This window comes from Sphingomonas limnosediminicola, assembly GCF_039537965.1.
In the GTDB taxonomy this organism is placed as follows: Bacteria; Pseudomonadota; Alphaproteobacteria; order Sphingomonadales; family Sphingomonadaceae; genus Sphingomicrobium; species Sphingomicrobium limnosediminicola.
Map to the genome: position 1 here is coordinate 2,699,385 of NZ_BAABBM010000001.1, position 25,189 is coordinate 2,724,573.

Consider the following 25,189-nt stretch of genomic DNA (forward strand, 5'->3'; position numbering starts at 1 on the left):
GCTGTGGGAGGCGCCGCGGCATCATCAGTTGCGTAGCGGGGAAGGGTGATGGTCGAGCAGGACTATTACGAGCTGCTGGGTGTTGCCCGCGGTGCGGACGACGCCGCGATCAAGGCCGCTTATCGCCGGATGGCGAAGGAACACCATCCCGATCGGAAGAACGGGTGCAAGGATTCCGAGGCGCATTTCAAGTCGATCAATGAGGCCTATGACGTTCTCAAGGATCCTCAGAAGCGCGCAGCCTACGACCGGTTCGGCAAGGCTGCTTTCCAGAATGGCGGCGGCGGCGGCGATCCTTTCGGCGACGCCGGGTTCAACGGTTTTTCCGATATTTTCTCGACGATCTTCGGCGAGTTCATGGATCCGCGTGGCGCTCGCCAGAATGCCGCGCGTGGTGCCGACCTGCGCTATGACCTTGAGCTGAGCCTCGAGGAAGCGTTCACGGGCGCCGAGAAGACCGTCACCATCGAAGCAAACGCGCGCTGTGAAGTGTGCGATGGCCGAGGCTGCACCAGCCTCGATCGCTGCGCCAGCACCTGCAAGACTTGCGGCGGAGCCGGCAAGGTGCGCGCGCAGCAAGGCTTCTTCGTGGTGGAGCGCGGTTGCCCAACCTGCCGCGGCGCTGGCGAGGTTATCTCCGATCCGTGCCCCAACTGCCAGGGCGAGGGCCGCGCGCTTCAGCAGCGCAAGCTGGCGGTCAAAATCCCAGCCGGCGTTGACGAAGGCACGCGCATCCGCGTCTCGGGTGAAGGGGAATCAGGTGTCCGCGGCGCGTCGAGCGGCGATCTCTACATCTTCGTCCACATGAAGCGGCACTCGATCTACGCTCGCGAAGGCACGACGCTGATTGCCGATTGCCCGATCACCTTCACGACGGCGGCGCTCGGCGGATCGATCAGCCTGCCGGGCCTCGATGGGCAGCAGATCGACATCAAGATTCCCGCCGGCGTCCAATCGGGCGAGCAACTCCGCCATCGCGGGGCGGGCATGAGCGTCCTTAACGGCCGCGGCCGGGGTGACCTTGTCGCGCGCATCCTAGTCGAGACGCCGACGCGCCTCAGCAAGGAGCAGAAGAAAATCCTCGAGGAATTCCGCGGCACCGAAACGGGCGACGAATGCCCGAACGCTAAGAGCTTCTTCGGCCGCGTGCGAGATATGTTCGGTGGCTGATCAGCCGTTTTTCAGATGATCGATCTCAAGCCGCATCGCGAATAGCTGTGCGAACAGCTCGGCCGCGGCGTGGAGCTCGAAGCCCGGCTCGCGCGGCGTCCGTGACTCGCAGCGGAATTCGCCGGTCAAGCCATCGACGCTGAAAGGGACGCGCATCGCTGCGCGGACACCGGCGCTCGGTGGTGCACCGCTGTCAAGCAAACGCATTAGCGCGTCGGCGACTGAAGTATCTTCGTCACGAGGGAAGATGCTTACGCCTGAGCGCTCGGTGTCGGCGACGATTGCCGGGATTTCCGCCGACAAATCGCAAGGTTCCGCAAAAGCGCCGCGACTGCTCTCGGCCCTATCGTCCCCACAGATCAGCGTCACCCGGTCGTAACCGGTCAGCGCCCTCATCCGACGGGCGCCGGCGTCGAGCAACGCCTGGCCACGGCTATTGGCGAGACCGGCGATAAGGCCGCCGACCGTGCCGAAAGCTTCGCCGAAGGATCCGGTCGTCGGGACTGCTTCAAGGAGCACGCGGCCATCGCTTAGCTGGAAAGCGATGTCGAACAGGTCTGGGTCATTGGTCAGTCGCACAGCATATGCTCGGCCAATGCCGGTTGTACCGCTAAGTCGCGAGAAGAGGTTTCGGAGGTCGTGGAGCGCCTGGCTGTGCACGAAGCGGCCGAGCGGCTCATCGATTAAGGTGACGTGCGATTCGCCGAGCAGGTGATGCACGTTCTCGGAAGCGCGCAGTACCATCCAGTCGAGCGACAGCTCAAGGAGATAAGCGCCATCCTGGACCTGCACGTCGCGGTGCGGATGCGATTCGGCAATCGTTTCAGCGTGCAATTCTTGGACTTCGGTCATCGGCCCCCCGGCTTCTGAACGCGCCTAGAATAGCCTTCTGGCTGCGCGGTGCACCATAAAAAATGGGCGATGCGAAACGCTTAGGCCGAGGGGCCGAACAGACGGTCGAAAATCGTGTCGACGTGCTTGAAGTGATAATCGAGGTTGAACAGCGCGTTGAGTTCATCGGCCGAGAGTCGCTGCGAAACTTCAGGATCAGCCTTGAGCAATTCGAGCAGCGAAAGCTGGCCATCGGATTCCCACACCTTCATCGCATTGCGCTGCACCAAAGCGTAGGATTCCTCGCGGCTGAGGCCCGCTTGCGTAAGCGCCAGCAGGACCCGCTGTGAGTGGACAAGGCCGCCCATCCGGTCGAGGTTCTTCTGCATCCGCTCGGGATAGACGATGAGCTTGTCGACGACGCCCGTCAGCCGCCCGAGCGCGAAGTCGAGCGTGATCGTCGCGTCCGGTCCGATGAAGCGCTCGACGGATGAGTGCGAGATGTCCCGCTCATGCCACAGTGCCACATTCTCCATCGCCGGCAGCGCGTAGCCGCGGACCATGCGGGCGAGACCGGTAAGATTTTCGGTCAGAACCGGGTTGCGCTTGTGCGGCATCGCCGAGCTTCCCTTCTGGCCGGGCGAGAAATATTCCTCGGCCTCGAGCACTTCGGTACGCTGCAGGTGGCGGATCTCAGTCGCTAGTCGCTCGATCGACGAAGCGATCACCCCAAGCGTCGCGAAGAAATGAGCGTGGCGGTCGCGCGGGATGACCTGGGTCGAGACCGGTTCCGGCGTTAGTCCGAGCGCTTCGGCAACATGCTCCTCGACCGACGGCGGAACGTTGGCGAAGGTGCCGACCGCACCCGAAATCGCGCACGTCGCGACATCGTCGCGGGCGGCGATCAGGCGCTGGCGATTGCGGACGAACTCGGCATAGGCTTGGGCGAGCTTCAAGCCAAAGGTCGTCGGCTCGGCGTGGATGCCGTGGCTGCGGCCGATCGTCGGGGTCAGCTTGTGCTCCAGCGCGCGGCGCTTCAGCACGTCGAGCAGCTTGTCGATGTCGTCGATCAGTAGGTCGGCCGCCTGCTTCAACTGCACCGCCAGCGCCGTGTCGAGCACGTCTGAGCTGGTCATGCCCTGGTGCAGCCAGCGCCGTTCGGGCCCCAATTTTTCGCCGGCCCAGGTCAGGAAGGCGATCACGTCATGCTTGGTCACCGCCTCGATGGCGTCGATCGCATCGATATCGATCTTGCCCAGCATGTCGCGATCATAGGCGGCGCGAATGGTCGCGGCGTCTTCGGCCGGGATCATGCCGATCTTGCCCATCGCCTCCGCGGCAAAGACTTCAATCTGCCACCAGATGCGGTAGCGGTTTTCGGCCGACCAGATGGCCGACATTTCGGGGCGCGAGTAGCGGGGAACCATGGCGAGGCGGCTAGCAGAGCCGCCGCCAGGCTTCAAATCGCCTAGCGGGCCGACACCGCCGAAAAGCTCACCATCCGTCTCTGCTGCTCATCCCAGAGGGAGTATCGCAGCGCCTTCAGGCTTTCGACGGCAGTGAAACGGTTGATGGAGACGAGTTGGGGGTAGCGCTCCAGCACCTCCGGCAGCCGGTAGAAAGGAATGCGGCTGGATAGGTGATGGACATGATGGATGCCGATGTTCGCGGTGAACCAGCGCAACGCGCGGGGAAGCTCGAGGTGCGAGCTTCCGTGCAGCGCGGCGTCGTGGAATGACCAATCATCGCCGCGATCCCAATGGGCCTCCTCGAACTGGTGCTGGATGTAGAAGAGCCAGACGCCGAGTGACGCCGCGAGGAGCACGACTGGCACGAATGTGAAGAGGATGGTCGAAAGGCCGAAACAAATGGTCCCAAGCGCGACGAGCGCGACCGTAGTCGCATTGGTCGCCAATGCGCTCACCCAGTAACGGCTTCCCGCCTTCATCAAGCCAACCGGAAGTCGATGGCGCAGAAGGAACAGGTAGGTTGGCGCTATGCCGAACAGCACCACTGGGTGGCGATAAAAGCGATACAGCAATCTCTTCCACCGGTTCTGGCCCAGGAATTCGCGAACGGTCAGCGTATCCACGTCGCCGAAACCGCGCGCATCGAGGTTTCCGGTGGTCGAATGATGGAGCGCGTGGGACCGTTTCCAGCAATCGTAGGGGGTGAGCGTAAGCACTCCCAGGAATCGTCCCAGCCAGTCGTTCGCGCGCCGGCTGGGGAAGAAGGCATCATGTCCGCAGTCGTGCTGAATGAGGAACAGGCGAAGAAGAAACAGGCTCGCAGGGGCAATGAGCAGAAGCGCGACCACGTAACCGGCCTCTACCGCCACGAGCGTGATTGCGATTAGCGCCAAAAACGGCGCCAGAGTCACGGCAAGCTCGCGCAGGCTGCGGCCGACGCTCGGGTCGCGGAAGGCATGCAGATCTCGCACCAGGCGCCGCGGGTCGATCGGCGCTTCGCGGCCGGAGATCTGGGTTGGCTCCTCAGTTTCGGAGTGCACTTCGGGGAATTCGTTCAGCATGACGGAACGCTGCTTAGTCCGAACATTGTTTCAATTTTCTCTCGGCGGGATTCTGGGGCTGGTGGCAACGGCTTGCCGCTACGCGGTTCGACGGATCATCGGCGGCTCGCAACGCTTTCGGCAGTCCGGCGCGGTTTCTTCTTTGGGCGTGGTCTCTCGTGGGCAAGCTCCGGGCGGTAAGTTGAGCTTTTCTCGCGCGGCTCGGCAAGCTCGATCATCAGACCTTGGTCCTCCGGCGCAATGTTTGCTCGGCGCAGCGCCTTGATGAATCCGGGCGTGGCACGCTCGCTGACCTGGAAAAAGCTCTCGTTGGCCGCCAGCCGAATGGCACCGATTTCGGTCCTAGTCACATGCCCGTAACGGCAAATCAAAGGGAGCAGCCAGCGAGGATCCGCATTGTGGCGGCGACCGGCGTTGATGCGGAACCAGCTTGCGTCTTCAAAGCCGGGTCGCGGCCCACCTTCCGCGCCGCGATCGTCTCGCCGCCCTGAACCGATGATGTCCTCCGGCGCGGGCATGTCCGTTCGAAGCGATTTTATCAGCGCCGCGGCGATCGCCTCGGGCGCCAGCTCGGTCATCAACTGAGTCACGAGCTCCCGGTCTTCGTCCTCGAGCTCGACCGGCGCCGACAACGCCGCGAGCATTCGCTCACGATCCTTCGCACGGATTTCGGTCGCCGAGGGCACCGAGATCCATTGTGCGTCGATGCGCGCTCCGCGCAGCATCCCCTCAACCCGTTTCCGGCGCTGGAATGGGACGATCAGCACCGCGGTTCCCTTGCGGCCCGCGCGGCCGGTGCGCCCGGAACGATGCTGGAGCGCCTCCGCGTCGCGTGGAAGCTCGACGTGGACAACCAGCGAAACGGAAGGAAGGTCGATACCGCGCGCCGCGACGTCGGTCGCCACGCACACGCGTGCGCGCTGGTCTCTAAGCGCCTGCAGCGCCTGATTGCGCTCATTCTGACTGTGCTCGCCGGACAGGGCCACGGCGTGGAAGCCGCGCTCGTTGAGGCTGGCATGAAGCCTGCGGACGGCGTCGCGCGTGGCGCAGAACAGGATGGCGGTCTCCGCCTCATGGAAGCGAAGCAGGTTGACGACCGCGTGCTCGATGTCGGTCGGCGACACTGCCATCGCCTGATAGGCGATGTCCTGGTGGCCTTCCTTATCCCCGAGCGTCTCGATACGGAGCGCGTCCTTCTGATAGCGCTTGGCGAGAGCGACGATCGGGCGCGGCATCGTGGCGGAGAACAACAATGTTCGGCGGCCTTGCGGTGTCGCATCGAGGATTTCTTCGAGTTCCTCACGGAAACCCATGTCGAGCATCTCGTCGGCTTCATCGAGCACCGCCGCGCGCAGAAAAGACAGATCGAGTGCACCGCGTTCGAGGTGATCGCGGAGCCGCCCCGGCGTGCCGACGACGATGTGGGCGCCGCTCGAAAGTGCGCGCCGCTCCTTCATCGGGTCCATGCCGCCGACGCAAGTCACCACGCGGGCGCCGGCGCCGGCAAAGAGCCACTGCAGTTCCTTGCTCACCTGGATGGCAAGCTCGCGTGTAGGCGTGATCACCAGCGCGAGCGGTGCTCGCGCTACCGGTGCAGTCTCGCCCTCCAGGACGGCCGAAGCGATCGCAATCCCGAAGGCGACCGTCTTCCCCGACCCGGTCTTCGCCGAAACGATAAGGTCGCGTCCATGAGCCTCTTCGGCGGCAACGGCCGACTGGACCGGGGTCAGCTTTTCATAGCCACGAGAATCGAGCGCCCCGGCGAGGGCGGGATGCAATTGGGAATGGGGCATTGCCGCGCACTACTCGCGAGTGGCCCTCGCCGATAGCCCCTTCGTGCGTTGCCCATTGGTTATCCTCGCTAAATCAGCCCCATCGCCCGCATGCTGGTGCGGCCTTGGGCGCCGACAACGACGCGGTCGTGGATGGCGATCTTCATGTGCCGGCCGGCGTCGACTAGGTTGCGGGTCAGGCGAATGTCCTGGCTCGAAGGCGTAAGGTCGCCGCTTGGATGATTCACCGATTAGCTTCTTCGCCAGCGGCTTGGTGTCGACGCGTGGGATCGTCAGCGTCAGCAGATATTCGATCAGCTCATAATTGTGGAAACCTTGCGGCCCGGCGTCCGGCAGACGCTGCCGCAACCGTCCCCGGTGCCCGGACGGCTTTTCCGCTTCTTCAATCTTCTGGGCGTGCCCGTGCATGCCGCTTTCTTGCGACTTTACCCGAGCGGGGGAGGCAGTAACGGGAGTTCTCAGCGCAGGAAAGGGTCATGCCGCAATCGGAACGGTCATGCGCGGAAGGGGTTAGATAAGCCCAATGAGCGATCGGTCGAGCGAGGAGGGGCGTGAGGTGCTGGGCGCGGAGCCCGGCGGCACTATCGTCGTGCGCCGCTCGCGCTGGGGCCGCCTTGCAATGCTGGTGGCGCTCGCCGCGCTGCTGGTGTTCGCGGTTGCCGTCACCATCGTCTGGATCCAGCGGCGTCCGATCGCCACCCACTTCCTGAAACGCGAGTTCGAGCGGCGGGGCGTCCAGGCAAGCTATCACCTCGACCGCATCGGCTTCCGTACGCAAGAGGTCAGCGACCTCGTTATCGGTGATCCCAGGCATCCCGACCTGACCGCGAAGCACGCCATCATTCAGATGCGGCTGAAGCTCGACGGAAATTTCCAGGTCTTCCGTGTGGAGGCGCGCGGCGTGCGCCTGCGCGGCAAGCTGGTGAAGAATCGCGTGAGCTGGGGCCAGATCGACAGGCTGATGCCGCCGCCTAGCAACAAACCGTTCCAGTTGCCTGACGTCGTGATCGACGTTGCCGACAGCACCATCGCGCTTGCGACGCCATTCGGGCCCGTCGGTGTGGCGCTGGACGGAGCGGGGCGGCTCAGCGGCGGCTTCAAGGGCCGGGTCGCGGTGAACAGCCCGCGTATCATCCCCGGCAAATGCGCCGCTTCCGATTTGCGGGTGAACGTCGCGGTTGCGGTCATCGCAAGGCGGCCGCAGGTCGAAGGGCCGGTGACGCTCAGCAGCTTCAACTGCCCGGCAAGCCACTTCAACGTTGCCGCACCGCGCTTCGACGCGAAGGCCAGCTTCAACGAGGCGTTCACGAACGTCGACGGCAGCGGGCGGATGGCGATCAAAACGCTGTCGGCCGGCGCCAACGGCCTCGCGGCTTTCAACGGCGAGCTGACCTACAAGGGGTCGCTAAAGCAGGTCGACGGGCGCGTGCGGCTGTCGGCGCAGAAGTCGCGGCTCGGCACCATTTATGCCGATCGTACGCGGCTGGCGGGCGGTTATCACCTCGGGCTTTCGTCGGGGACCTTCGCCCTGATCGGCAAGTTCAATGCCGATAGCTCCGCGCTCGACCCGTCGATGCTGGCCGGCGTGACAGGGCCGCTGGCGGCCGTGGCGAAAACGCCGATCGGCCCGGTGGCGAGTAGCATCGGCAACGCCTTCCTCCGCGTGTCGAAGAATTTTAACGCGGCGGGCGAAATCCGGCTCGTCAACTTCATCGGCGGTGGCGGCGCGCGGATTCAGAATGCGACGATCGCCGCACCTGGCGGCGCTCGCGCTCGCGTCTTCGGCGGCAGCGGCGTGACTTATTACTGGCCGGCGGGCGGACTGCGCATCGACGGCAATCTCGAAATGGCCGGCGGCGGTCTGCCGACTGGTCGCGTATCGCTCAGCCAGCCGGGTCCCGGCGCGCCGATGAGCGGCACTGCGCAGCTTGCACCTTACTCCGCGGGCGGGCAGCGGCTGGCGCTCGACACCATCCGCTTCGGGCCGGGGCCGGGCGGGTCGACGGCGATGAGCATGGTCGCGCAGCTCGACGGACCATTCCCCGGCGGCAGGGTGCAGGCGCTGCGCCTGCCGATCCAGGGTCGCGTAGGGCAGGGCGGCAGCTTTGCCTTCGGCACGAGCTGCGCGGTCGTCAGCTTCAACCTGTTCCAGATGAGCTCGATCCAGCTCGGCGCGACACGCCTTCCGGTATGCCCAATTGGAGGCGCGATCATCTCGAAGAGTCCGGGCGGGTCGGTGGTCACCGCGGCGCGGCTCAACCAGCCGGTGCTGAATGGTCGCATCGGCAGCTCCCCGCTGCACTTGGTCGCGGCTAACAGCCAGATCACGGGCGACCGGTTCGGCTTCAACAGCCTGGCGATGCGACTGGGCAAGCCGGATTCGCCGATCCTCTTCGATGCGGCGCGGCTCAACGGCTCATTTGCAGGATCGAATTTCAAGGGCACTTTCGGCGGCGCGAAGGCGACGATCGGCAACGTGCCGCTGCTGCTCAGCGATGGCACAGGAAGCTGGACCTTCCGCAACAGCAAGCTTGATGTGAAGAGCGCGCTGACGGTCACCGATCGCGACGCCGACCCGCGCTTCTATCCGCTTCGCAGCGACGACACCCATTTCTCGCTTGCCGGCGATTTCGTCCGCGCGAGGGGCACGCTACGCAACCCGGCGACCGGGATCAGGGTGACCGACGTCAACATCGAACATCGCCTGTCGAGCGGCGCCGGCCACGCGACGCTCGATGTGCCGGGGATCACGTTCGGCGACAATCTCCAGCCGGACCAGCTTACGCGGCTGACCGAGGGCGTCATCGCGCTGGTTAGAGGAACGATCAGCGGCAACGGCCGGATCGACTGGAACAGCAGCGGCAAGGTTACGTCGACCGGCGATTTCACCACCAATGGCATCGACCTCGCCGCGCCGTTCGGTCCCGTCACCGGCATGCGCGGGACAATCCACTTCAACGACCTGCTCGGCCTGACGACGGCGCCGGGGCAGCTGATGACCGTCGGATCGATCAATCCCGGTATTCTCGTCGAGAACGGGCAGATCCATTACCAGCTGCTGCCCGGCCAGCTGGTGAAAATCGAGCGCGGCGAGTGGCCTTTCATGGGTGGGCGCCTGGTCCTTCAGGAAACCGTGCTCAACTTCGCCAGGCCGACAGCCAAGCGCCTGACGTTCCAAGTCATTGGCCTCGACGCGCAAGTGTTCGTGCAAACCCTGGGCTTCAAGGAGCTCGACGCGACCGGCAAGTTCGATGGCGTCCTACCGATGATCTTCGATGAGAATGGAGGCCGGATCGTCGGCGGCCGGCTCGAGTCCCAGAACGGCGGCTCGCTCGCCTATGTCGGGGTGGTCAATAAGGCGAGCCTCGGCACGATGGGCAATATCGCCTTCAACGCGCTGCGCGACCTGCGCTTCAAGTCGATGATCGTTCGGCTCGACGGTGATCTCGCAGGCGAATTTGCCGCGCGGCTGAGCATCGACGGTGCCGGCATCGGGCAGTCGACGAGCACACAGCGCATCATCCGCGGTCTGCTGAAGAAGATCCCGCTGCGCCTGAGCGTTAACATCACCGGCCCCTTCCGTGCGCTGATCGCCACTGCAAAGGCGGTCCGTGATCCGCGCGAGGTGATCAAGGACGTGCTGCCGCGGCCGCTCGACGACATCCCCGGCATTACGACCGAAGTCCGCAACGTCGAGGAACAGCAGCAGCAATCGCAAACGCCCGTGAACGAGCAAGTGAACACGGCGCCGCCAACCCAAACTCAACCCACGAAGCCCCAGCCCACGAAGCCCAAGTGAGAGAAAAGATGAGAAAGCCCATTTCCCGTCCCGCGTTGTTCGCGACAGCGATCCTGTCCGTGCCACTGGCGAGCTGCGTTTCGCTGAAGGCGCCGGACAAGCCGATCGACATCAACCTCAACGTCACCATCCGTCAGGAGGTCGTGGTGAGGCTGCAGCGCGACGTCGAGCAGCTGATCAACCAGAACCCGCAAGCCTTTCCGCAGAACAAGCCGAAGCAATGAGGAAATTTTTGCTCCTCGCGTTGCTGGCGGTGACTGCGCCTGTCGTGGCGCAGACGCCGGCGGTCAACGCGGCGCGCGCATCTGGGCAGGTCGGGGAGCGTTTCGACGGTTATCTGGGCGTGGCCGGATCCGTGTCGGGCGCGGTCCGGAACCAGGTCGCGACGATCAATATCCAGCGGCGCTCTCTCTACAGCAACCTGGCGGCGAGCCGGGGCGTCAGCCCGGCGGACGTGGGCATCACGGCGGGATGCCAGCTGCTCGCGCGGGTTTCGGTGGGTGAAGTCTACATGCTTAGCCAGGGCGGCTGGCGGCGGCGCGCGGCGGGGCAACCGGTTTCGGTCCCCGTTTACTGCACGGGGCGCTGAGGCTCGAAGGACGGGCGGAATTCGGGCTTCAGACGGTCAATCATCGCCGCGGTGATGGGCAGGTCGATCACATAGGGACCTTCGACATAGGGGCCGGCAACATAAGGGTCGGCCGTCACCTGGACATGATCGAAGCGATTGTTCGAATTCTTGTCGGCGATAAGGACCGTCAGCTCCTTGTAGGCCGGGCATTCGGTGAACATCCCGCCCGGCTTGATCGGCTCCTCGCGGCGCTTGGCACGCTCGCGGTTCAGCAGGACGCAGAAAGGCTGGCGGATTGCGCCGGTCCAGGTCTGGCCCACGGCCAAAAGCTGCTGGATGTCGATCTTCGCGTTGCGGGCGCCGTCCCATAGAAGCGCCGAGCTCGAGCCGAGCCCGTGCGCACCGCCGGTGAAGCCGTAGAAGCTGCCGTCGAGCGAGAGCAGGCGTGTAGACTGGCCTGCCGTTTCCCAAGCCATCTGAATTTCGTGCTGATGGAAGGGATAGTTGCTCTTCTTCGAATTCTGGAAGTCGCTCCTGGCCGCAGCGGCTTCGCGCTTGAAAATCTTGTCGGCGTCGGTTTGCATCCAGCGGTTGAGCGCGGGGATCGCCGCGGCCTGCGCCGGCCAGGCATAACTGAATTCCAGCGCGCTGCTGTTGCGCACGATCTTCACCGCTTTGGCGTCGGCGCCTGAGGCGGTCACGAGCGCCAAGGCCAAAATCATCGCACATCTCATGGCGGCGGAGCTTACAGCCGTAGCCTGCGGTTGACTATCGGTGGCCCTGTTCATAAAGGGGCGGCGCCTTGGCGGTATCGCTTTTCCGCCATGTTTCTCGCCCCGTCTGGCCCTTGGATTTCAGCAGGGGCGACGCACAGGGGAGACGCATGGCAGAGGACGAGAGCGCAGAGGTTCCGAAGCTTCCACCAGACGCACGGCTCGAATCGCTCGATGAGCGGCTCGACCGATTGCAGCAGGCGGAAGCGAAACGGACCGGAGATGTGGAGCCGAACCCGAGCGATCGGTTGTGGCAGCAACTCTTCGGCCAGCTGATCGGCGCTCCGGTAGGCGGCGCAGTGATCGGCTGGGGTCTGGACAGCCTGGCCGGAGCGGCCGGTCACCGGACCTTTCCGTTGTTCTTTCTGCTGATGCTGTTCTTCGGATTCGGCGTCGGCGTGAGGAACATCATGCGGCTTTCAAAGACCCGGTCGACGCCGGGCAACTGAGTAGAGGCGAGAGACAAGCGTGGCGGCCGGTACCAAGATCGACCCGATGCACCAGTTCACCGTGGAGCCGCTGGTTCCGCTGCACCTGGGCAAATACGACATCAGCTTCACCACCAGCTCGGCGTGGCTGCTGGTGGCTCTCGTGCTGATTTTCGGTTTCATGGCGCTTGGCATGAAGCGTGAGCTGGTGCCCGGGCGCTGGCAGGTCGCCGTCGAAGGGCTGACTGGCTTCATCGACGACATGGTCAAGGTGAATATCGGGCCTGAAGGCAAGAAGTACGTCCCGTACATCTTCTCGCTTTTCACCTTCATTCTCGTCGCGAACCTGCTCGGTCTTCTGCCCCTGGCGGTCATTCCGGGCTTGCACAGCTTCACTACGACCAGCCATTTCTCCATCACTGGCGTGCTCGCCGTGATGAGCTTTTCGATCGTGCTGATCGTCGGTTTCTGGCGCCACGGTCTTCATTTCTTCTCGCTGTTCGTGCCCCACGGCACACCGATTGTGATGGTCCCCCTGATCTTCGCGATCGAGTTCATCTCGTTCATGGTCCGCCCGTTCAGCCTGGGTCTCCGACTGTTCGTCGCGATGATCGCCGGCCACATCCTGATGGAAGTGTTCGGAAGCTTCATTGTCAGCGGTTTCAACGGCGGTGCGGTAGGCATTGGCGTGGGCGCTCTGAGCTTCGTCTTCATCGTCGGCGTTGCCGCGCTGGAGCTGCTGGTTTGCGCGATCCAGGCTTACGTGTTCGCGCTGCTGACGACGCTCTATCTCAACGACGCAATCAATCTTCACTAATATTCAAGCCAAGGAGTTTCACATGGATTTCGCTTCCGCTCAGGTCATCGGTGCCGGTCTCGCGGCGATTGGCGTCGGTGCTGCCGCCGTCGGCGTCGGTAACGTCTTCGGTTCGTTCCTCGAGAGCGCGCTGCGCAACCCGGCGGCTGCTGACAGCCAGCAGGGCCGTCTCTTCATCGGCTTCGCCGCGGCGGAGCTTCTGGGCCTCATCGCGTTCGCCGTCGCGATGATCATTCTCTACGCGCGTTAATCGCCTGAAAGGCTAGGCGCCGGGGACTGAAATGCCTCAGATAGAACAACTTCCGTTCATCTTCTTCTCGCAGCTCTTTTGGCTGCTGGTCGTGTTCGGGATCATCTTCTTCGTCATTGGGCGAGGGATGCTTCCGAAGATCCAGGGCACGGTTGAGCTGCGTGACAAGAAGATCGCTGACGACCTTGAGCGCGCGCAAGCCGCACGATCCGAGGCGGAGGCGACGGAGGCCGAGTGGCGCGCCCGCATGGATGCTGCTCGCGGCGAGGCAGCGCGCCTTGCCCAAGAGGCCAAGCAGTCGAGTGCCCAGGCGACCGAAGCCAAGGTCAATGCTGCAGCCGACCAGATCAACGTCAAGGTCGAGGCTGCCTCAGCGAAGATCCGCTCGGCCGTCGACGCGGCACGGGCGGAGATCGAGGCCGTTGCGGCCGACGCCACGCGCGAGATGGTCGACCGCCTTACCGGCATCCAGGTCGATCCCAAGGACGCCGCGCAGGCAGTGAAGGGCAAGCTCAATGTCTGATCCGCAGCCGCAGAATCCCGGCCAGCCCGTCGAGCATCCGGAAGCCGTCGCTTCCGTCCAGCATGACGGCGGCGCACTTCACGAGGAGCCTACGGCGTTCGGCCTTGCCGCACCTGCCTATATCTCGTTGGCGATGATCGTCGTCATCGCGATCATGATATGGAAGAAGGTGCCGGCCGCGATCAGCAAGGCGCTGGACTCGAAAATCGCCACGATCCGCGACCAGCTCGCCGAGGCGGAATCGCTGCGCAAGGAAGCCGAAGCCCTGAAGGCCGAATATGAGGCGAAGTCGGCATCGGCGGACAAGGATCGCGCTGCGCTTCTCGGGCGCGCGAAGCACGAAGCCGAAGAGATTGTCGCCAAGGCCCAGCGCGATGCCGAAGCGCTCGTCGAGCGCCGCACGCGCATGGCAGAGGAGAAGATCGCCGCCGAAGAGCGCGCCGCTGTCGATCAGCTTCGCGCCGCTGCCGCCGACGCCGCGACCAAGGCCGCCGCGCGCCTGATCGCCGAGCGACACGATGCGGGCACGGATGCCCAGATCGTCGATCGCGCGATCAAGGATATCGCGGGCCGCTAAGTCACCCTCCCGCCACTGGCGGGAGTGCTCCTTACTGCTGGTGCTGGCCGCCCTTCTGGGTCACGCCTTCCAGCGCCTGCGTCGCGCATTCCGTGTCGGTCTGGCGGCTGAGGTCGCCGAGGCTGACAATGCCGCACAGGCGGTTGTCCTCGTCGATCACCGGAAGGCGGCGCACCTGCGCTTCGCTCATCTTCGTTGCAACGTCTTCGACATTGTCGTCGCTGCGCACGACGACGAGGTCGTCGGTCATCAGGTCGCGCACCGGCGTATCGGGGCCATGGCCCTTGGCGACGCCGCGGACTGCGATGTCGCGGTCGGTGATCATGCCGATCAGCCGTTCGCCCTCGGTCACGGGGATCGAGCCTGCATCTGCGCTCAGCATGAAGGAGGCGGCCTCCCGCACCGGCTGGTCCGGGCTGACGGTCTGCACGTCGCGGGTCATCACTTCACTGACTTTCATGGTCGCTCTCCTTTTTGAGATTTCGCAACCCGAACGATCCGCAAGCCCCACGGTTGCTGCGATCAGGGCACGTTCTCTGTCAGCAGGTCGTAGGTCGCCACCAGTTCGTCCTTCTGGTTGAAGACCTCGACCGCCCAGCGCACCTGGCCGGTCTCCTCCGACTTGATCGATTTCGAACGCACGGTGAGTTCCACGCGCAGTGAATCGCCAGGGTAGATCGGGGTAAGGAAACGCAAGTTTTCGAGGCCGGTGTTGGCAAGAACGGGCCCAGGGTCAGGCCAGACGAACAGGCCAGCGGCGAAGCTCAGGATCAAATAGCCATGCGCCACGCGGCCTTCGAAGATCGGCGACGCTTTCGCCGCTTCCTCGTCCATGTGGGCGTAGAACTTGTCGCCGGTGAACTCCGCGAAATGTTCGATATCCTCGATGGTGACGGTGCGCGCGTCCGTCTTCCACGTGTCGCCGATGTGAAGCTCGCTCATCTTCAGCGTGAAGGGGTGGGTGCCGATGAAATGCTTCGGCGCGCCGGGCACGTATTGCTCGGTAATCGCGGCGATCATCGCGGGCGACGACTGGATCGCGGTGCGCTGCATGTAATGCTTCACGCCGCGGATGCCGCCCATCTCCTCGCTGCCGCCGGCGCGGCCGGGGCCGCCATGAACGAGGACTGGGAGTGGCGAGCCGTGGCCGGTGGATTCTGCGGCGTTGGTGCGGTCGATGACCAGCATTCGGCCGTGAAAAGCGGCGGCGCCTTGCACGAAGTCGCGCGCGGCGTTGGGCGAGTGGGTGAAGAGCGACAGCGCCAGGCTGCCCTTGCCACGATTGGCGAGCGATATGGCGTCTGACATGTCCCGGTAGGGCATGATAGTCGAGACCGGCCCGAACGGCTCGCAGTCGTGGACGGCATCGTTGCCCCATGGATCGTCGGTGCGCAGCAGAACGGGCGGCAGGAAGGCGCCGCCGGCAATCGGCGGCCGCGCGTTGGGGTCGCCGGCGACGATGCGGGCGCCGGCGGCTTCGAGCTCGCGGATGCGCTGGATCACGTCGTTGCGCTGGCTGACGCTGACGAGCGCGCCCATGCGCGTGTCCTCCGCGCGCGGGTCGCCAACCTTGGTCTTCGCCAGCCGCTCGCTCAGCGCCTGCTCGACTGCATCGAGATACTGCGCCGGGGCCATGGCGCGGCGGATGGCGGTGCACTTCTGGCCCGCCTTCACCGTCATCTCGGTGGCGACCTCCTTGATGAAGAGGTCGAACTCGGGCGTGCCGGGCGCAGCATCTGGGCCGAGTAGGGAGGCATTGAGGCTGTCCTGCTCGGCGACGAAGCGAACCGAGTCCCGGGTGACGTTGGGGTGCATGCGCAGCTTCAGCGCGGTCGAGGCCGAGCCGGTGAAGCTTACGATGTCCTGGCCCGTCAGATGGTCGAACAAGTCGCCGACGCCGCCGACGATCAGCTGCACCGCGCCCGGTGGAAGCACGCCGGCGTCGATCATGATCTTGAACGCCGCCTCAGTGAGGTAGGACGTCGCCGACGCCGGCTTCACGATCGCCGGGACGCCCGCGAGCAGTGTTGGGGCTAGCTTCTCCAGCATGCCCCAGACCGGGAAGTTGAACGCGTTGATGTGCACCGCCGCACCCTGCAGCGAGGTGTAGATGTGCTGGCCGACGAAGGTGCCGTTCTTCGACAGGCCTTCGAGTTGGCCGTCGAGAAGCACGTGCGCATCGGGCAGTTCGCGCCGGCCTTTAGACGAGAAGGAGAACAGTGTGCCTGCACCGCCTTCGATGTCGATCCAGCCGTCCTTGCGCGTTGCGCCGGTCAGATAGTTGAGTTCGTACAATTCCTCCTTGCGGGCCATGATCGCGAGACCGAGCGCCTTGATGATCCGCGCGCGCTCATGGAACGTGAGCTTGCGCAGCGCCGGCCCGCCGACTTCGCGGGCGTGGCGGAGCATGCCGCCGAAATCGAGCCCGCCGGAGCCCGTCATCGCCACCGGCGCGCCGTCGATCGCACTCGATATTTCCGCCAGGTTGCCGGCGCCGGCGACCCACTGGTCGCGCTCATAATTGAGGAGCTGGGGAGTTTTCATCGCGTTTTTTCCGTCAATTCGAGCAAAACGAAGCAATCCAGCGCCCGATTGCCGCGTCGCCGCGCTGCCCGCAATGACGTTGGTAGAGGGAGAAGAGCCTTAAGGTCATTAAAGTCACGGTGAGCGGCTCTTTCGCCGTGACTTTAAGGCCATTGGCCGGAGCCAAGGCATCGAGCGTGGCAGGTGGATTCCAACATTGGAAGGCAGGCGGCGCCTGTCTAGAAGCGTGCGCAAGCGCGAGGGGAAGACAATGATCCATCCGGTTCGGCCGATCTCGATTGACGACATCGAGCAGGCGAGGGAGCGCATCGCGGGGACCGTTCTGCGAACGCCGCTGGTGCGGATCGACACCGGGGACAAGCGCGAGATCTATCTCAAGCTCGAAAACCTGCAGCCGACCAACGCCTACAAGATCCGCGGCGCGGCCAACGCGGTCGCCAAGCTGTCGGACGAGGAGCGGGCGCGTGGCGTGTGGACGATCAGCGCCGGCAACGCCGGGCAGGGCGTCGCTTATGCCGCGCGGGCGTTCGGCATCCCGAGCACCGTGGTCGCGATCGAGACGGCGCCGCAGACCAAGCTCGACCGCATGCGCGCGCTGGGCGCGACGATCGTGCCGGTGTCCTACGACGACGCCTGGGTCGCGGCGGAGACGCACCAATTCCCGGGACTGGAGAGCACGTTCGTGCACCCCTTCGACAATCACGACTTCATCGCCGGACACGGGACGATGGGGCTGGAGATCCTAGAGGACCTGCCGGGCGTGAAGACCGTCATCTGCGCCATCGGCGGAGGAGGCCTGATCACTGGCGTCGGCAGCGCGATCAAGGGGAAGCGTCTGAACGTGCGCGTGCTCGGCGCAGAACCAGAGACGGCGGCCCCCTATGCGCTGTCGTTGCGCGAAGGCGGCCCGCGGAAGTTCCCTGACTGGCAGGCGTCGTTCGTCGACGGCGCAGGCGGGAAGAGCGTCACCGAGCGCATGTGGCAGCGCATGCGGCCGGTCACCGATGGCGCGATCACCGTCACCCTCGACCAGACGCGAGACGCGATGCGCCTCATCGCGGAGAGATCGCGAACGATTGCGGAAGGGGCGGGCGCACTGGCCCTGGCTGCGGCGCTTACTGAAGAGGCCCGCGAGGGACCGATCGTTTGCGTCGTGTCAGGCGGGAATATCGACCTCGCCAAATTCGCGGAGTTGGTCGCCGGCTGAAGTCGCGCAATGGCAGTTTTGGGTCGAAAGCTGCCATCTCGTTAGCTAGGAGGTTTTTACTTCCATATTCTGGCGAAGGTTCCGGGCCCTACCTTCGAAGAGGTCAAACAAGTCGAGCTTTAGATCGAGGTCGATCAGGTGGCGTGTCAGGTCATCAGCAATCTCGGGCGATGACCGAATGCGAGTGACGGCCTTGGCTACAATCTCGTAATCGAGCTCAAGCGCGCAAGAAGTTGGAAGGACGTTTGTCTGTTCGCCGGACTGAGCCGTGCCCAATTTCTCGCGACAGCGGATTCGCGCGCGCTGCTGCACTTGATACGGCATCACACGCCGGAGATGTTCGCGATAGGGTGGTGTCGATCGAAAGGTTGTCTCGGCCGTCTCCATAGCCGAATAGTAATTCTTCACCCTGGTCCTGAGGGCGGCATTGCCCAGCCGGTCCAGCCCGCCCGCGGCGATCATCTCGTCATATGTGAACCGGGACAAGGTGCGCGGGACGATCTGGGTCGCCTGGAATGAGTCGATAAGGAACTGCTCACCAGCCGACGCCGATGGATGGTCGAGAACCTCGAGCGCCGCCAGGGCATGATGTCGAACCTGGCGATAATATTCCCGCCGTTGCTTGAGATCCGATTCATTCGCCCGCAGATCCTCGACCAGCCGGGTACGATAACTTTCGGCTTGCTGGCGCTCGACCCGCGTCTCGTTCCAATTGTTCGCCTGCATGCCCAGGAAAACGCCGATGATCACGATCAGCAGGTCTAAACCTACCGTGAACCAGTCAGCGTGCGCCGCATGTTCCCGGATACGACGAATGACCATTCACTCTCCCGCTGGTGGGAGGCTAACAGAAGCGCGAATGTCCGCAATGGGTTGAAACCGGACGCAGGGCGCTACCGAGAGAGCCGGCGCCCCAACACGAGAGAGGTGATGACCATCAGGCATCCGAGCGCGACCAGCGCTTTGGCCTGAAGGAAGGGCGCGCGATCTGTTGCTGTGACGGCGCCGAGCAGCCACCAATATAACGCGCCGGCTGCGGCAATCGGGAATCCCAGGCTTCCGAGGGCGATGATGAGAATTCGCCTGGATTTGCTCATTCCCGTTCCTGTTGGGATGGGCCGATTGGATTAACCGGTGGCTCCGAAAGACGATCAGATCGCTTCCTGTGGGAGCTTTCGGCTGCTTTCGGCGATCGCCGGCTCTTTCAGGGCCGAAAGCGACAGCTTGCTCAGGGCGATGCGATTGGAGCGCGCCTTCGCTTGCTCCCGGATGATGAGCGGCTCTTCCTGCTCGGAGGGGCTGAATACGGGAATGGTCAGGCAGACCGTCTGCGCATCGACCAGGTTCGACCAATCCGCGATGAGCTTCTTGTAGGCCCGGCCGACCGGCCGGATGTTGCGATCGAGGTCGTACAGGCCGAGCGGATTCACGTTGCCACGGTTCTCTCGAAGGGCGCTGTCCCAGTCGACCTGGTCGATCAGGGAATACCAGGTGAAACCGACCACCGGCACGCCGCTTCGTTTGATGCGAAGGACATTCGCCCATTCCTTGTTGAGCCACGTCACCGCTTCACCCCTTGAGCCGTCGCACAGGTTCGTTTCCGTGTGCATCACCGGCAGGCGATAGCGCTGGAAATATTCGGCCGTGATCGTGTGGTAACCGAAGATTTCGCCCGACGGGTCGGTGCGGCCGTCGGCGTGCACGAGATGCTCGTTGGTGATGTAATAATCATTACCCATGATGCAGTGATGCCGGAGGTTCTTCGTGCGGAAGAACTTGTACTCGTCGAGCGTCATTCCGCAGTCGCGCAGGAACTCCATCATTCGCCCGGAAACGTCGTAGCCGTAGTTGAGATCAAGCGACAGAAAGCGCTGCTCGTTGAAGGCGTCGGCGGCGCCGATCGCGTCGGGGCTTTCCGGATGAAAATATTCGGAAGACTCGCTCTGGATGAACAGCGCGTCAGGCCGGATTTCCAGGATCGCGTACATCGCCAGGATATTGGCTTTGACGATATGCTTGAGCGCGGTCACGAAGGCCGGGTCCGAACTCAGCTGCTCGTTCCACCAGCCCCAGCGTGCAGAGAAGGTGGCGCAAATGAACATCTCGTTGACCGGGGTATAGAGCTGCACCCACGGAAAGCGCGCCGCGAAGTCGCCGGCGTAGCGCTCGAACAGCTTTGGGAAATCCGGGTTCTGAAAGTCTCCGACCCAGTCCGGAACGCCGAAATGACAAAGGTCGACGATCGGCACGATGTCGCGCCGTTTCAGGTCGTTGAACGTTTCGTCCGCGAAGCTCCAGTCGTAATGGCCGTCCCCAAGCCAGGTCGTGTGGATCGGCGGTCCGTAGCGCAGGAAATGTATTCCCTGTTCCTGCACAAGGTCGAAGTCCTTGCGCCAGTGCTTGTAGAAGCCGCACTTTTCCAGCTCGTCGACGCGATGACGGCCGTTCTGGATGGTCGGCACGCTGTTTTCGATCCCGGTGGCGAACATGAAACTGATCATGAGAAGGCTCCCTAACCGAGCGCTGGAAGCCGTCTTTTAGACTCGTAGCATGGGTAAGGCTTTTGGGGTTTTCCCGGGGTCCGCAGGGATAACCACGACTAACCATTGCAGATGCGGCGAAGCAGGGCGGCACCCGCATAACCCCTACAACTACTTACGGAACATCACGGATAGGGCCGGGCACCGGCGCGCGTAGATTCGCACTCATCGATCCGAGGGTCAGCGCGAGTGTGAACCGACATGGACGTCGCCGAAGTCAAAACTGCCGAAGCTGAAAACCTCTCAAGCCAGGAGCGTGCGATCGAGACCGGCGCGAAGCTCCTGCGCGGCCGTGTAACGGATCGAGTGCTTCGGCTGCACGACGCGATCCGCAATTATGGGCCGCCGCAACTTACTCTTGAGCGGGCAGTCTATTTCACCGAGTCCTTCAAGCAGACCGAAGGCCAGCCCTTGGTCTGGCGCTGGGCAAAGGCGCTCCATCATATCGCGGAGAATATCTCCGTCACCATCTTCGACGACGAGTTGATCGTCGGCCGGCCCAATACGTGGCTCGGCCGATACACGCTCGCCTACCCGGAACTCGACGGGACGATCATGCAGGCGGGTGCCGAGGCGTTCATTACGGCCAAGGGCGCACATGACGCCGTCACGGTAACCGACGAAGACAAGAGGATCATCGACGAGGTCCTTTTTCCCTATTGGAATGGCAAGGACTTCACGCCGAACTTCATCAAGGCGCTGCCGCCCGAGACCCGGCATTTTTGCTGGGGCTCTGACCCGGAGAATGTCGGGACCAAGTTCTCGTTCGTGATCATTTCCACGTCGACGATGCGCCATTCCCAGAATTGGGTCATCGACTTCGAGAAGATCCTGAAGCGCGGATGCAAGGGCCTGCGCGAGGGAGCCCGGGAGCGGCTGAACTCGCTTGAAGACCCGCGCGACCTGGCATTCAAGAAACCGTTCTACGAAGCGGCAATCATCAGCTGCGACGCATTGAGCCTCTTCGCCAAACGGTATTCCGAACTGGCGGCATCGATGGCCGCGACGACCACGGACCGGCAGCGCAAGAAGGAGCTGGAAGAGATCTCGGAGATTTGCGCGTGGGTCCCGGAAAACCCCGCGCGCACCTTCCGCGAGGCCATCCAGGCTCAGTGGTTCACCCAGCTCTTTTCGCGCTTCGAAGAGCAGGTCGGAGGACAGATCAACCAGGGCCGGATGGACCAGTATTTCTATCCGACCTACCGAGCGGACGTCGACGAGGGACGGATCACACCGGACGGCGCGCAGGAACTGTTCCAGTGCCTGTGGCTCAACATCATGCAGAGCATCGAGTCCCAGATGTCGCCTTCCGCGGCCAAAGGCCGCGAAGGATTTTCCCACCACGAGACTGTGACCATCGGCGGCCAGACGCCGGACGGCTTCGACGCCACTAACGAGCTCTCTTACGTTCTTCTGGAATCCACCCGTCCGCTGCCGATCAGCTATCCCGAGCTGGGTGTGCGGATCCATGCCGGGACGCCGGAACGGTTCCTGCATGCCGTGGCCGAGACCATCAAGGACGGCAAGGGCTCGCCCAAGCTGATCAACGACGAGTTCGAAGTTCCCTGGTTTATGAGCAACGGGATCGAGAAGCGGGAAGCGCTCGATTACGCGATGTCCGGCTGCTCGGAATCACGCCTGCCGAACCGCGAGACGCATAAAACGGGCAATGCGGGCATCAATTACGGAGCGGTCATGGAGATGACCCTCCGCGACGGCAAGATGAAGATCTACAACGAACAGTTTGGGTTGAAGACCGGCGATCCGAGGACCTTCAAGACCTACGAGGATGTGTGGAACGCGTATCAGCTGCAGCTTGAGAACGTCGTCAAGCACATCATGATTCAGAACTATATCGCGGCCGGTCTGAAGCCCCGATATATCGCCGCCCCTCTGGCCTCCACGATGCATGATCTATGCATGGAGCACGGCAGGGATCTCCATACCCACGCGGATTACATCCCGGGCGCGCTCGACGCTTCCTGCATCGACGGGCTCGGCGGGTTCGCGACCTGCATCGATAGCCTCGCCGCCATCAAGCACCTCATCTACGATACGAAGAAGCTGACTTGGGACGAGCTGCTCGACGCGCTGGAAAAGAATTGGGAAGGCGCAGAGGCCATCCGCCAGATGTGCGTGAATGCGCCCAAATACGGCAACGGCATCGAGTGGGTCGATGCCATCGGATACCGGATCCAGCGCACGGTCATGGAATATGCCCACAGGCATCCCAGGCCGCACGGCCAGAGCGCCAACATGCGCATCATTCCGATCACCTTCCACAACCCCAGCGGCAAGGTGACGATGGCGACGCCGAACGGACGGCGCGCCGGCGAATTTCTTTCGGACGGGATCGTGCCCTCACACGGCTGCGACACCAAGGGCCCCACGGTAACCCTTAACTCGATCGCGAGGGCGACCTGCCAGATCTACAAGGAGCATCGCGAAGACCTCCTCAACATGAAGATGTCGCCGGCGAACGTCGCTGGCGAAGAGGGGACGCGCCGGCTGATGCAGTTGATCCGCACGTGGTCCGCGCAGAAACACGTGCACATCCAGTTCAACATCCTCAATCGGGAAGTCCTGATCGAGGCGCAGAAGGATCCGGAGAAGTATCGGGATCTAGTCGTGCGGGTCGCCGGCTACTGCGCCTTCTTCGTCGATCTGTCCCCCAGCCAGCAGGCTGAAATCATTGCAAGAACTGAGGAGCAGTTAAGTCACTGAGCAAGCGTGATTGTGCTCAGCGCAACATTCAACAGCGAGGGTAAAATGGAACAGACCATAGCACCGCGGCCGACAGAGATGACGACGCAAGAACAGAAGATCGTATTGACCGGCATCGCGCGGTCCAAAGGCAAGGCGAAAGCCGAAGCGATGGTGTTCAGCCATCGGTTTGGATGGGCGTTCAATCACGTCGGCAACGAAGACGGCAAGGTCCTGACGGCCGGTTGGGATCACCAGGGGGAGTCCGTGACGGGCAAGATCGTCGTCTATCCGACCGTGACCGGCTCAACCAGCGGAGCCGTCAGCCTCTACTTCAAGGTCAAACAGTCGAAACACGGCCCGGCCGGCCTCATCTGCCGCGAGATTTTCCCCTTCGATATCAGCGGCGCCATCGCCTCCGAGATCCCAGCGGTCGACAAATTGGACCAGGACCCGATCACGACCATCAAGAATGGCGACATCGTTGAGATCGACGCACCCGAGGTCGGCCAGAAGGCGACCGTCACTATCACTCGACGGGCATAGCCCGAACTCAAGAATTCACTCTATTTCGAAGGAGTTGGTCATGGCGATGAAGCTCACAACCTATCAGCAGGAAATGCTGGACGGTAAGCATGGCGAAACCAAGCAGTTCTGCATGGAAAGACTCTCGGACTTCGGCAAAGCGGTCGAGGCAGAAGAGATGGTGGACCTCGTCCTCGTCCTCAATGCTTGCCCGATTTACTCGGAAGACCGCCGAAACCCCGAAACGGCCGAGAAGCTCGCCGCCTACGATCTCGGGCACAGCGCGCTATACGATCCGATCTTCAAGATGAAGGACGCGCATGTGGCCGATGAAACCGGCACCGCGTGTGGAAACGACCCGTACTTCGTGCAACTCGATAAGGTCGAGGAGAAAGGCTACCCTTGGAATTTCGAAATTCCAGGCAAAGGCAGCTTCAAGGTCGACGACGAAATGGTCGACGACTTCAGGGCCGGGTACGACAAGCTATTGGATCATGGCTGGCTGCCTTGGCTGTCGTGCAACCCGTATCTGAATACGCGCATCCCGAAGATGGGTGAGTATGCCGCCAGCTCGGAGTCGAGTGCGGCCTGCTATATCAACACGATCCTCAGCGCACGGACCAACCGGGAGTCCCCGGTCAACACCGTCTACTGCGCCTACACCGGCTGCATGCCCAAGTACGGCACTCACCTGGACGAAAATCGGGCGGCCAAATGTATCGTCGAACTGGACGATGAGGTCCGCGACAACGTCAAGGGAATGGCCGATTTCGGCGCACTCGGCGCGTGCATCGCGGCGAAGGCGGAGAACCGCATCATGGCCGTGCTCAACCTACCCAAGAACCTGAGCGCGGGCGCGACCAAGAATCTCATCTCGTGCGCTTCGCCGGGCATGAACGACCCGATGCTGCATCTGATGGGGATCACGCCTGAATCGCCGACGCTGGAAGCGGCGTTCAAGGGCAACATGCCCAAGAACCCCGAGCGCTACAAGGTCACGATGGACGACATCATCGAGATGTATCAGTACCTCAATAACCTTGCTCCCGCGCCCGGTCCGGACCGCGCAAAGCCGGTGGACATCGTGATCGTCGGTTGCCCGCACGCGACCTTCGACGAGGTCCGTGAGGTTGCCCGCCTGATCAAGGGGAAGAAGGTCAAGGAAGGGGTGCAGCTGTGGGTGCAGACCGACACGCCGACCTACTTCATGGCGCAGCAGTATGGCGATACCAAAGCCATCGAGGACGCCGGTGGTAAGATCTACCACCAGACGTGCATGGCGATGACGCCGTTCCGCCACTACCCCGAGAACATCGTCATCGCGACGAGCAGCTTCAAGTATGTGAAGCTGGGCGCCGGTTTCGGATCGGAAGGGACGACCTGGATCTACGGAAATCCGGAGTCAATCGTCATGGCGGCGGTGACCGGCGTGTTCACGCCTACGGCGCGCTGGGATTACTGGAACCGCCCGCGTGAGGAGCGGCTCGCCAGTGAAAAGGATCGGCCGCTCTACGAAGTACCCGTTCCGATGATTGGCTAGCTGACTGAAGCACAGCGAGCGCCCCTGGAAAGCCGGGGGTGCTCGACTGGCCCTGCTCCTTGAAAGCA

At 63.1% G+C, this 25,189-nt stretch carries 24 protein-coding genes; 13 read left to right on the forward strand and 11 right to left on the reverse strand.

Translation table 11 applies throughout. The annotated features are described in order from the left end of the window. The first annotated feature begins 45 nt into the window (after positions 1–45). Positions 46–1,170: a molecular chaperone DnaJ gene (dnaJ, locus tag ABD704_RS13905; RefSeq protein ID WP_425565436.1), complete on the forward strand. Its 1,125-nt coding sequence runs from the start codon at positions 46–48 to the stop codon at positions 1,168–1,170. Here dnaJ and ABD704_RS13910 read toward each other — a convergent pair whose 3' ends face one another. From ABD704_RS13910 to ABD704_RS14705, 5 genes are all read right to left on the reverse strand, one after another. Continuing rightward, complete coding sequence (locus ABD704_RS13910; protein WP_344700285.1) at positions 1,171–2,022, reverse strand: hypothetical protein; 852 nt, start codon at positions 2,020–2,022, stop codon at positions 1,171–1,173. Between the two features lie 80 nt (positions 2,023–2,102). Further along, the gene (gene purB, locus ABD704_RS13915) at positions 2,103–3,428 is read right to left on the reverse strand and encodes an adenylosuccinate lyase (protein WP_344700286.1); all 1,326 of its coding nucleotides are present in this window, start codon (positions 3,426–3,428) and stop codon (positions 2,103–2,105) included. Between the two features lie 41 nt (positions 3,429–3,469). Continuing rightward, positions 3,470–4,531, reverse strand: a complete 1,062-nt coding sequence (locus ABD704_RS13920) for a fatty acid desaturase (RefSeq protein ID WP_344700287.1) — start codon at positions 4,529–4,531, stop codon at positions 3,470–3,472. 95 nt (positions 4,532–4,626) lie between these two features. Further along, positions 4,627–6,324, reverse strand: a complete 1,698-nt coding sequence (locus ABD704_RS13925; protein WP_344700288.1) for a DEAD/DEAH box helicase — start codon at positions 6,322–6,324, stop codon at positions 4,627–4,629. Between the two features lie 68 nt (positions 6,325–6,392). Further along, the gene (locus ABD704_RS14705; protein WP_425565437.1) at positions 6,393–6,551 is read right to left on the reverse strand and encodes a JAB domain-containing protein; all 159 of its coding nucleotides are present in this window, start codon (positions 6,549–6,551) and stop codon (positions 6,393–6,395) included. 296 nt (positions 6,552–6,847) lie between these two features. Here ABD704_RS14705 and ABD704_RS13935 point away from each other — a divergent pair, with 296 nt between their 5' ends. From ABD704_RS13935 to ABD704_RS13945, 3 genes are read left to right on the forward strand one after another with little or no spacing between them, the layout of a single operon-like run. Continuing rightward, complete coding sequence (locus tag ABD704_RS13935) at positions 6,848–10,123, forward strand: intermembrane phospholipid transport protein YdbH family protein (RefSeq protein ID WP_344700289.1); 3,276 nt, start codon at positions 6,848–6,850, stop codon at positions 10,121–10,123. 8 nt (positions 10,124–10,131) lie between these two features. Beyond that, positions 10,132–10,347 carry a YnbE family lipoprotein gene (locus tag ABD704_RS13940; protein WP_344700290.1) on the forward strand — a complete coding sequence of 72 codons (216 nt, stop codon included), beginning with the start codon at positions 10,132–10,134 and terminating at the stop codon, positions 10,345–10,347. Next, positions 10,344–10,712 carry a YdbL family probable chaperone protein gene (locus ABD704_RS13945; protein ID WP_344700291.1) on the forward strand — a complete coding sequence of 123 codons (369 nt, stop codon included), beginning with the start codon at positions 10,344–10,346 and terminating at the stop codon, positions 10,710–10,712. Before ABD704_RS13940 ends, ABD704_RS13945 begins: the two co-directional genes overlap by 4 nt. Here ABD704_RS13945 and ABD704_RS13950 read toward each other — a convergent pair. After that, entirely contained in the window at positions 10,694–11,416 is a 723-nt protein-coding gene (locus ABD704_RS13950) for a DUF4163 domain-containing protein (RefSeq protein WP_344700292.1), read from the reverse strand. The genes ABD704_RS13945 and ABD704_RS13950 overlap by 19 nt on opposite strands. 161 nt (positions 11,417–11,577) lie before the next feature. Here ABD704_RS13950 and ABD704_RS13955 point away from each other — a divergent pair, with 161 nt between their 5' ends. From ABD704_RS13955 to ABD704_RS13975, 5 genes are read left to right on the forward strand one after another with little or no spacing between them, the layout of a single operon-like run. After that, a complete protein-coding gene (locus ABD704_RS13955; RefSeq protein ID WP_344700293.1) occupies positions 11,578–11,916 on the forward strand; it encodes an AtpZ/AtpI family protein in 339 nt (112 codons plus the stop codon). A gap of 19 nt (positions 11,917–11,935) precedes the next feature. Then, positions 11,936–12,712: a F0F1 ATP synthase subunit A gene (locus ABD704_RS13960; RefSeq protein ID WP_344700294.1), complete on the forward strand. Its 777-nt coding sequence runs from the start codon at positions 11,936–11,938 to the stop codon at positions 12,710–12,712. Positions 12,713–12,734: 22 nt separating this feature from the next. Continuing rightward, a complete protein-coding gene (locus tag ABD704_RS13965; protein WP_249830143.1) occupies positions 12,735–12,962 on the forward strand; it encodes a F0F1 ATP synthase subunit C in 228 nt (75 codons plus the stop codon). 31 nt (positions 12,963–12,993) lie between these two features. Continuing rightward, complete coding sequence (locus ABD704_RS13970) at positions 12,994–13,485, forward strand: F0F1 ATP synthase subunit B (RefSeq protein ID WP_344700295.1); 492 nt, start codon at positions 12,994–12,996, stop codon at positions 13,483–13,485. Then, the gene (locus ABD704_RS13975) at positions 13,478–14,062 is read left to right on the forward strand and encodes a F0F1 ATP synthase subunit B family protein (protein WP_344700296.1); all 585 of its coding nucleotides are present in this window, start codon (positions 13,478–13,480) and stop codon (positions 14,060–14,062) included. The genes ABD704_RS13970 and ABD704_RS13975 overlap by 8 nt, the downstream gene beginning before the upstream one ends. Before the next feature lie 31 nt (positions 14,063–14,093). Here ABD704_RS13975 and ABD704_RS13980 read toward each other — a convergent pair whose 3' ends face one another. Further along, a complete protein-coding gene (locus tag ABD704_RS13980; protein WP_344700298.1) occupies positions 14,094–14,522 on the reverse strand; it encodes a CBS domain-containing protein in 429 nt (142 codons plus the stop codon). A gap of 62 nt (positions 14,523–14,584) precedes the next feature. Beyond that, complete coding sequence (gene paaZ, locus ABD704_RS13985; protein ID WP_344700300.1) at positions 14,585–16,606, reverse strand: phenylacetic acid degradation bifunctional protein PaaZ; 2,022 nt, start codon at positions 16,604–16,606, stop codon at positions 14,585–14,587. 250 nt (positions 16,607–16,856) lie between these two features. On the opposite strand from paaZ, the gene ABD704_RS13990 reads away from it, so the two are divergent. Further along, on the forward strand, positions 16,857–17,813 hold the full coding sequence (locus tag ABD704_RS13990; protein ID WP_344700301.1) for a threonine ammonia-lyase: 957 nt from the start codon (positions 16,857–16,859) through the stop codon (positions 17,811–17,813). Positions 17,814–17,858: 45 nt separating this feature from the next. On the opposite strand, the gene ABD704_RS13995 is transcribed toward ABD704_RS13990, so the two are convergent. The 3 genes from ABD704_RS13995 to ABD704_RS14005 all read right to left on the reverse strand — a co-directional run bounded on the left by ABD704_RS13995 (position 17,859) and on the right by ABD704_RS14005 (position 20,314). Further along, on the reverse strand, positions 17,859–18,635 hold the full coding sequence (locus tag ABD704_RS13995; RefSeq protein ID WP_344700302.1) for a hypothetical protein: 777 nt from the start codon (positions 18,633–18,635) through the stop codon (positions 17,859–17,861). 71 nt (positions 18,636–18,706) lie between these two features. Continuing rightward, a complete protein-coding gene (locus ABD704_RS14000; RefSeq protein ID WP_344700303.1) occupies positions 18,707–18,910 on the reverse strand; it encodes a hypothetical protein in 204 nt (67 codons plus the stop codon). Between the two features lie 54 nt (positions 18,911–18,964). Continuing rightward, complete coding sequence (locus ABD704_RS14005; RefSeq protein ID WP_344700304.1) at positions 18,965–20,314, reverse strand: family 1 glycosylhydrolase; 1,350 nt, start codon at positions 20,312–20,314, stop codon at positions 18,965–18,967. Between the two features lie 240 nt (positions 20,315–20,554). On the opposite strand from ABD704_RS14005, the gene ABD704_RS14010 reads away from it, so the two are divergent. The 3 genes from ABD704_RS14010 to ABD704_RS14020 are packed head-to-tail and all read left to right on the forward strand — an operon-like array spanning position 20,555 to position 25,121. Then, entirely contained in the window at positions 20,555–23,077 is a 2,523-nt protein-coding gene (locus tag ABD704_RS14010; RefSeq protein WP_344700305.1) for a glycyl radical protein, read from the forward strand. 45 nt (positions 23,078–23,122) lie between these two features. Then, positions 23,123–23,602, forward strand: coding sequence for an aconitase X swivel domain-containing protein (locus ABD704_RS14015; RefSeq protein WP_344700306.1), 480 nt, complete (start codon positions 23,123–23,125; stop codon positions 23,600–23,602). 40 nt (positions 23,603–23,642) lie between these two features. After that, positions 23,643–25,121, forward strand: a complete 1,479-nt coding sequence (locus ABD704_RS14020; RefSeq protein ID WP_344700307.1) for an aconitase X — start codon at positions 23,643–23,645, stop codon at positions 25,119–25,121. The last annotated feature ends 68 nt before the right edge of the window (positions 25,122–25,189 follow it).

What these genes read in the sequence shown, in the direction of transcription:
- ABD704_RS14000 (WP_344700303.1), bottom strand. Translation starts at nt 18,910, where the DNA reads ATGAGCAAATCCAGGCGAATTCTCATCATCGCCCTCGGAAGCCTGGGA.
- purB (WP_344700286.1), bottom strand. Translation starts at nt 3,428, where the DNA reads ATGGTTCCCCGCTACTCGCGCCCCGAAATGTCGGCCATCTGGTCGGCC.
- ABD704_RS13925 (WP_344700288.1), bottom strand. Translation starts at nt 6,324, where the DNA reads ATGCCCCATTCCCAATTGCATCCCGCCCTCGCCGGGGCGCTCGATTCT.
- ABD704_RS13920 (WP_344700287.1), bottom strand. Translation starts at nt 4,531, where the DNA reads ATGCTGAACGAATTCCCCGAAGTGCACTCCGAAACTGAGGAGCCAACC.
- ABD704_RS13940 (WP_344700290.1), top strand. Translation starts at nt 10,132, where the DNA reads ATGAGAAAGCCCATTTCCCGTCCCGCGTTGTTCGCGACAGCGATCCTG.
- ABD704_RS14005 (WP_344700304.1), bottom strand. Translation starts at nt 20,314, where the DNA reads ATGATCAGTTTCATGTTCGCCACCGGGATCGAAAACAGCGTGCCGACC.
- ABD704_RS13935 (WP_344700289.1), top strand. Translation starts at nt 6,848, where the DNA reads ATGAGCGATCGGTCGAGCGAGGAGGGGCGTGAGGTGCTGGGCGCGGAG.
- paaZ (WP_344700300.1), bottom strand. Translation starts at nt 16,606, where the DNA reads ATGAAAACTCCCCAGCTCCTCAATTATGAGCGCGACCAGTGGGTCGCC.
- ABD704_RS14020 (WP_344700307.1), top strand. Translation starts at nt 23,643, where the DNA reads ATGGCGATGAAGCTCACAACCTATCAGCAGGAAATGCTGGACGGTAAG.
- ABD704_RS13910 (WP_344700285.1), bottom strand. Translation starts at nt 2,022, where the DNA reads ATGACCGAAGTCCAAGAATTGCACGCTGAAACGATTGCCGAATCGCAT.
- ABD704_RS13955 (WP_344700293.1), top strand. Translation starts at nt 11,578, where the DNA reads ATGGCAGAGGACGAGAGCGCAGAGGTTCCGAAGCTTCCACCAGACGCA.
- ABD704_RS14010 (WP_344700305.1), top strand. Translation starts at nt 20,555, where the DNA reads ATGGACGTCGCCGAAGTCAAAACTGCCGAAGCTGAAAACCTCTCAAGC.
- ABD704_RS14015 (WP_344700306.1), top strand. Translation starts at nt 23,123, where the DNA reads ATGGAACAGACCATAGCACCGCGGCCGACAGAGATGACGACGCAAGAA.
- ABD704_RS13945 (WP_344700291.1), top strand. Translation starts at nt 10,344, where the DNA reads ATGAGGAAATTTTTGCTCCTCGCGTTGCTGGCGGTGACTGCGCCTGTC.
- ABD704_RS13990 (WP_344700301.1), top strand. Translation starts at nt 16,857, where the DNA reads ATGATCCATCCGGTTCGGCCGATCTCGATTGACGACATCGAGCAGGCG.
- ABD704_RS13970 (WP_344700295.1), top strand. Translation starts at nt 12,994, where the DNA reads ATGCCTCAGATAGAACAACTTCCGTTCATCTTCTTCTCGCAGCTCTTT.
- ABD704_RS13975 (WP_344700296.1), top strand. Translation starts at nt 13,478, where the DNA reads ATGTCTGATCCGCAGCCGCAGAATCCCGGCCAGCCCGTCGAGCATCCG.
- ABD704_RS13950 (WP_344700292.1), bottom strand. Translation starts at nt 11,416, where the DNA reads ATGATTTTGGCCTTGGCGCTCGTGACCGCCTCAGGCGCCGACGCCAAA.
- ABD704_RS13980 (WP_344700298.1), bottom strand. Translation starts at nt 14,522, where the DNA reads ATGAAAGTCAGTGAAGTGATGACCCGCGACGTGCAGACCGTCAGCCCG.
- ABD704_RS13995 (WP_344700302.1), bottom strand. Translation starts at nt 18,635, where the DNA reads ATGGTCATTCGTCGTATCCGGGAACATGCGGCGCACGCTGACTGGTTC.
- ABD704_RS13965 (WP_249830143.1), top strand. Translation starts at nt 12,735, where the DNA reads ATGGATTTCGCTTCCGCTCAGGTCATCGGTGCCGGTCTCGCGGCGATT.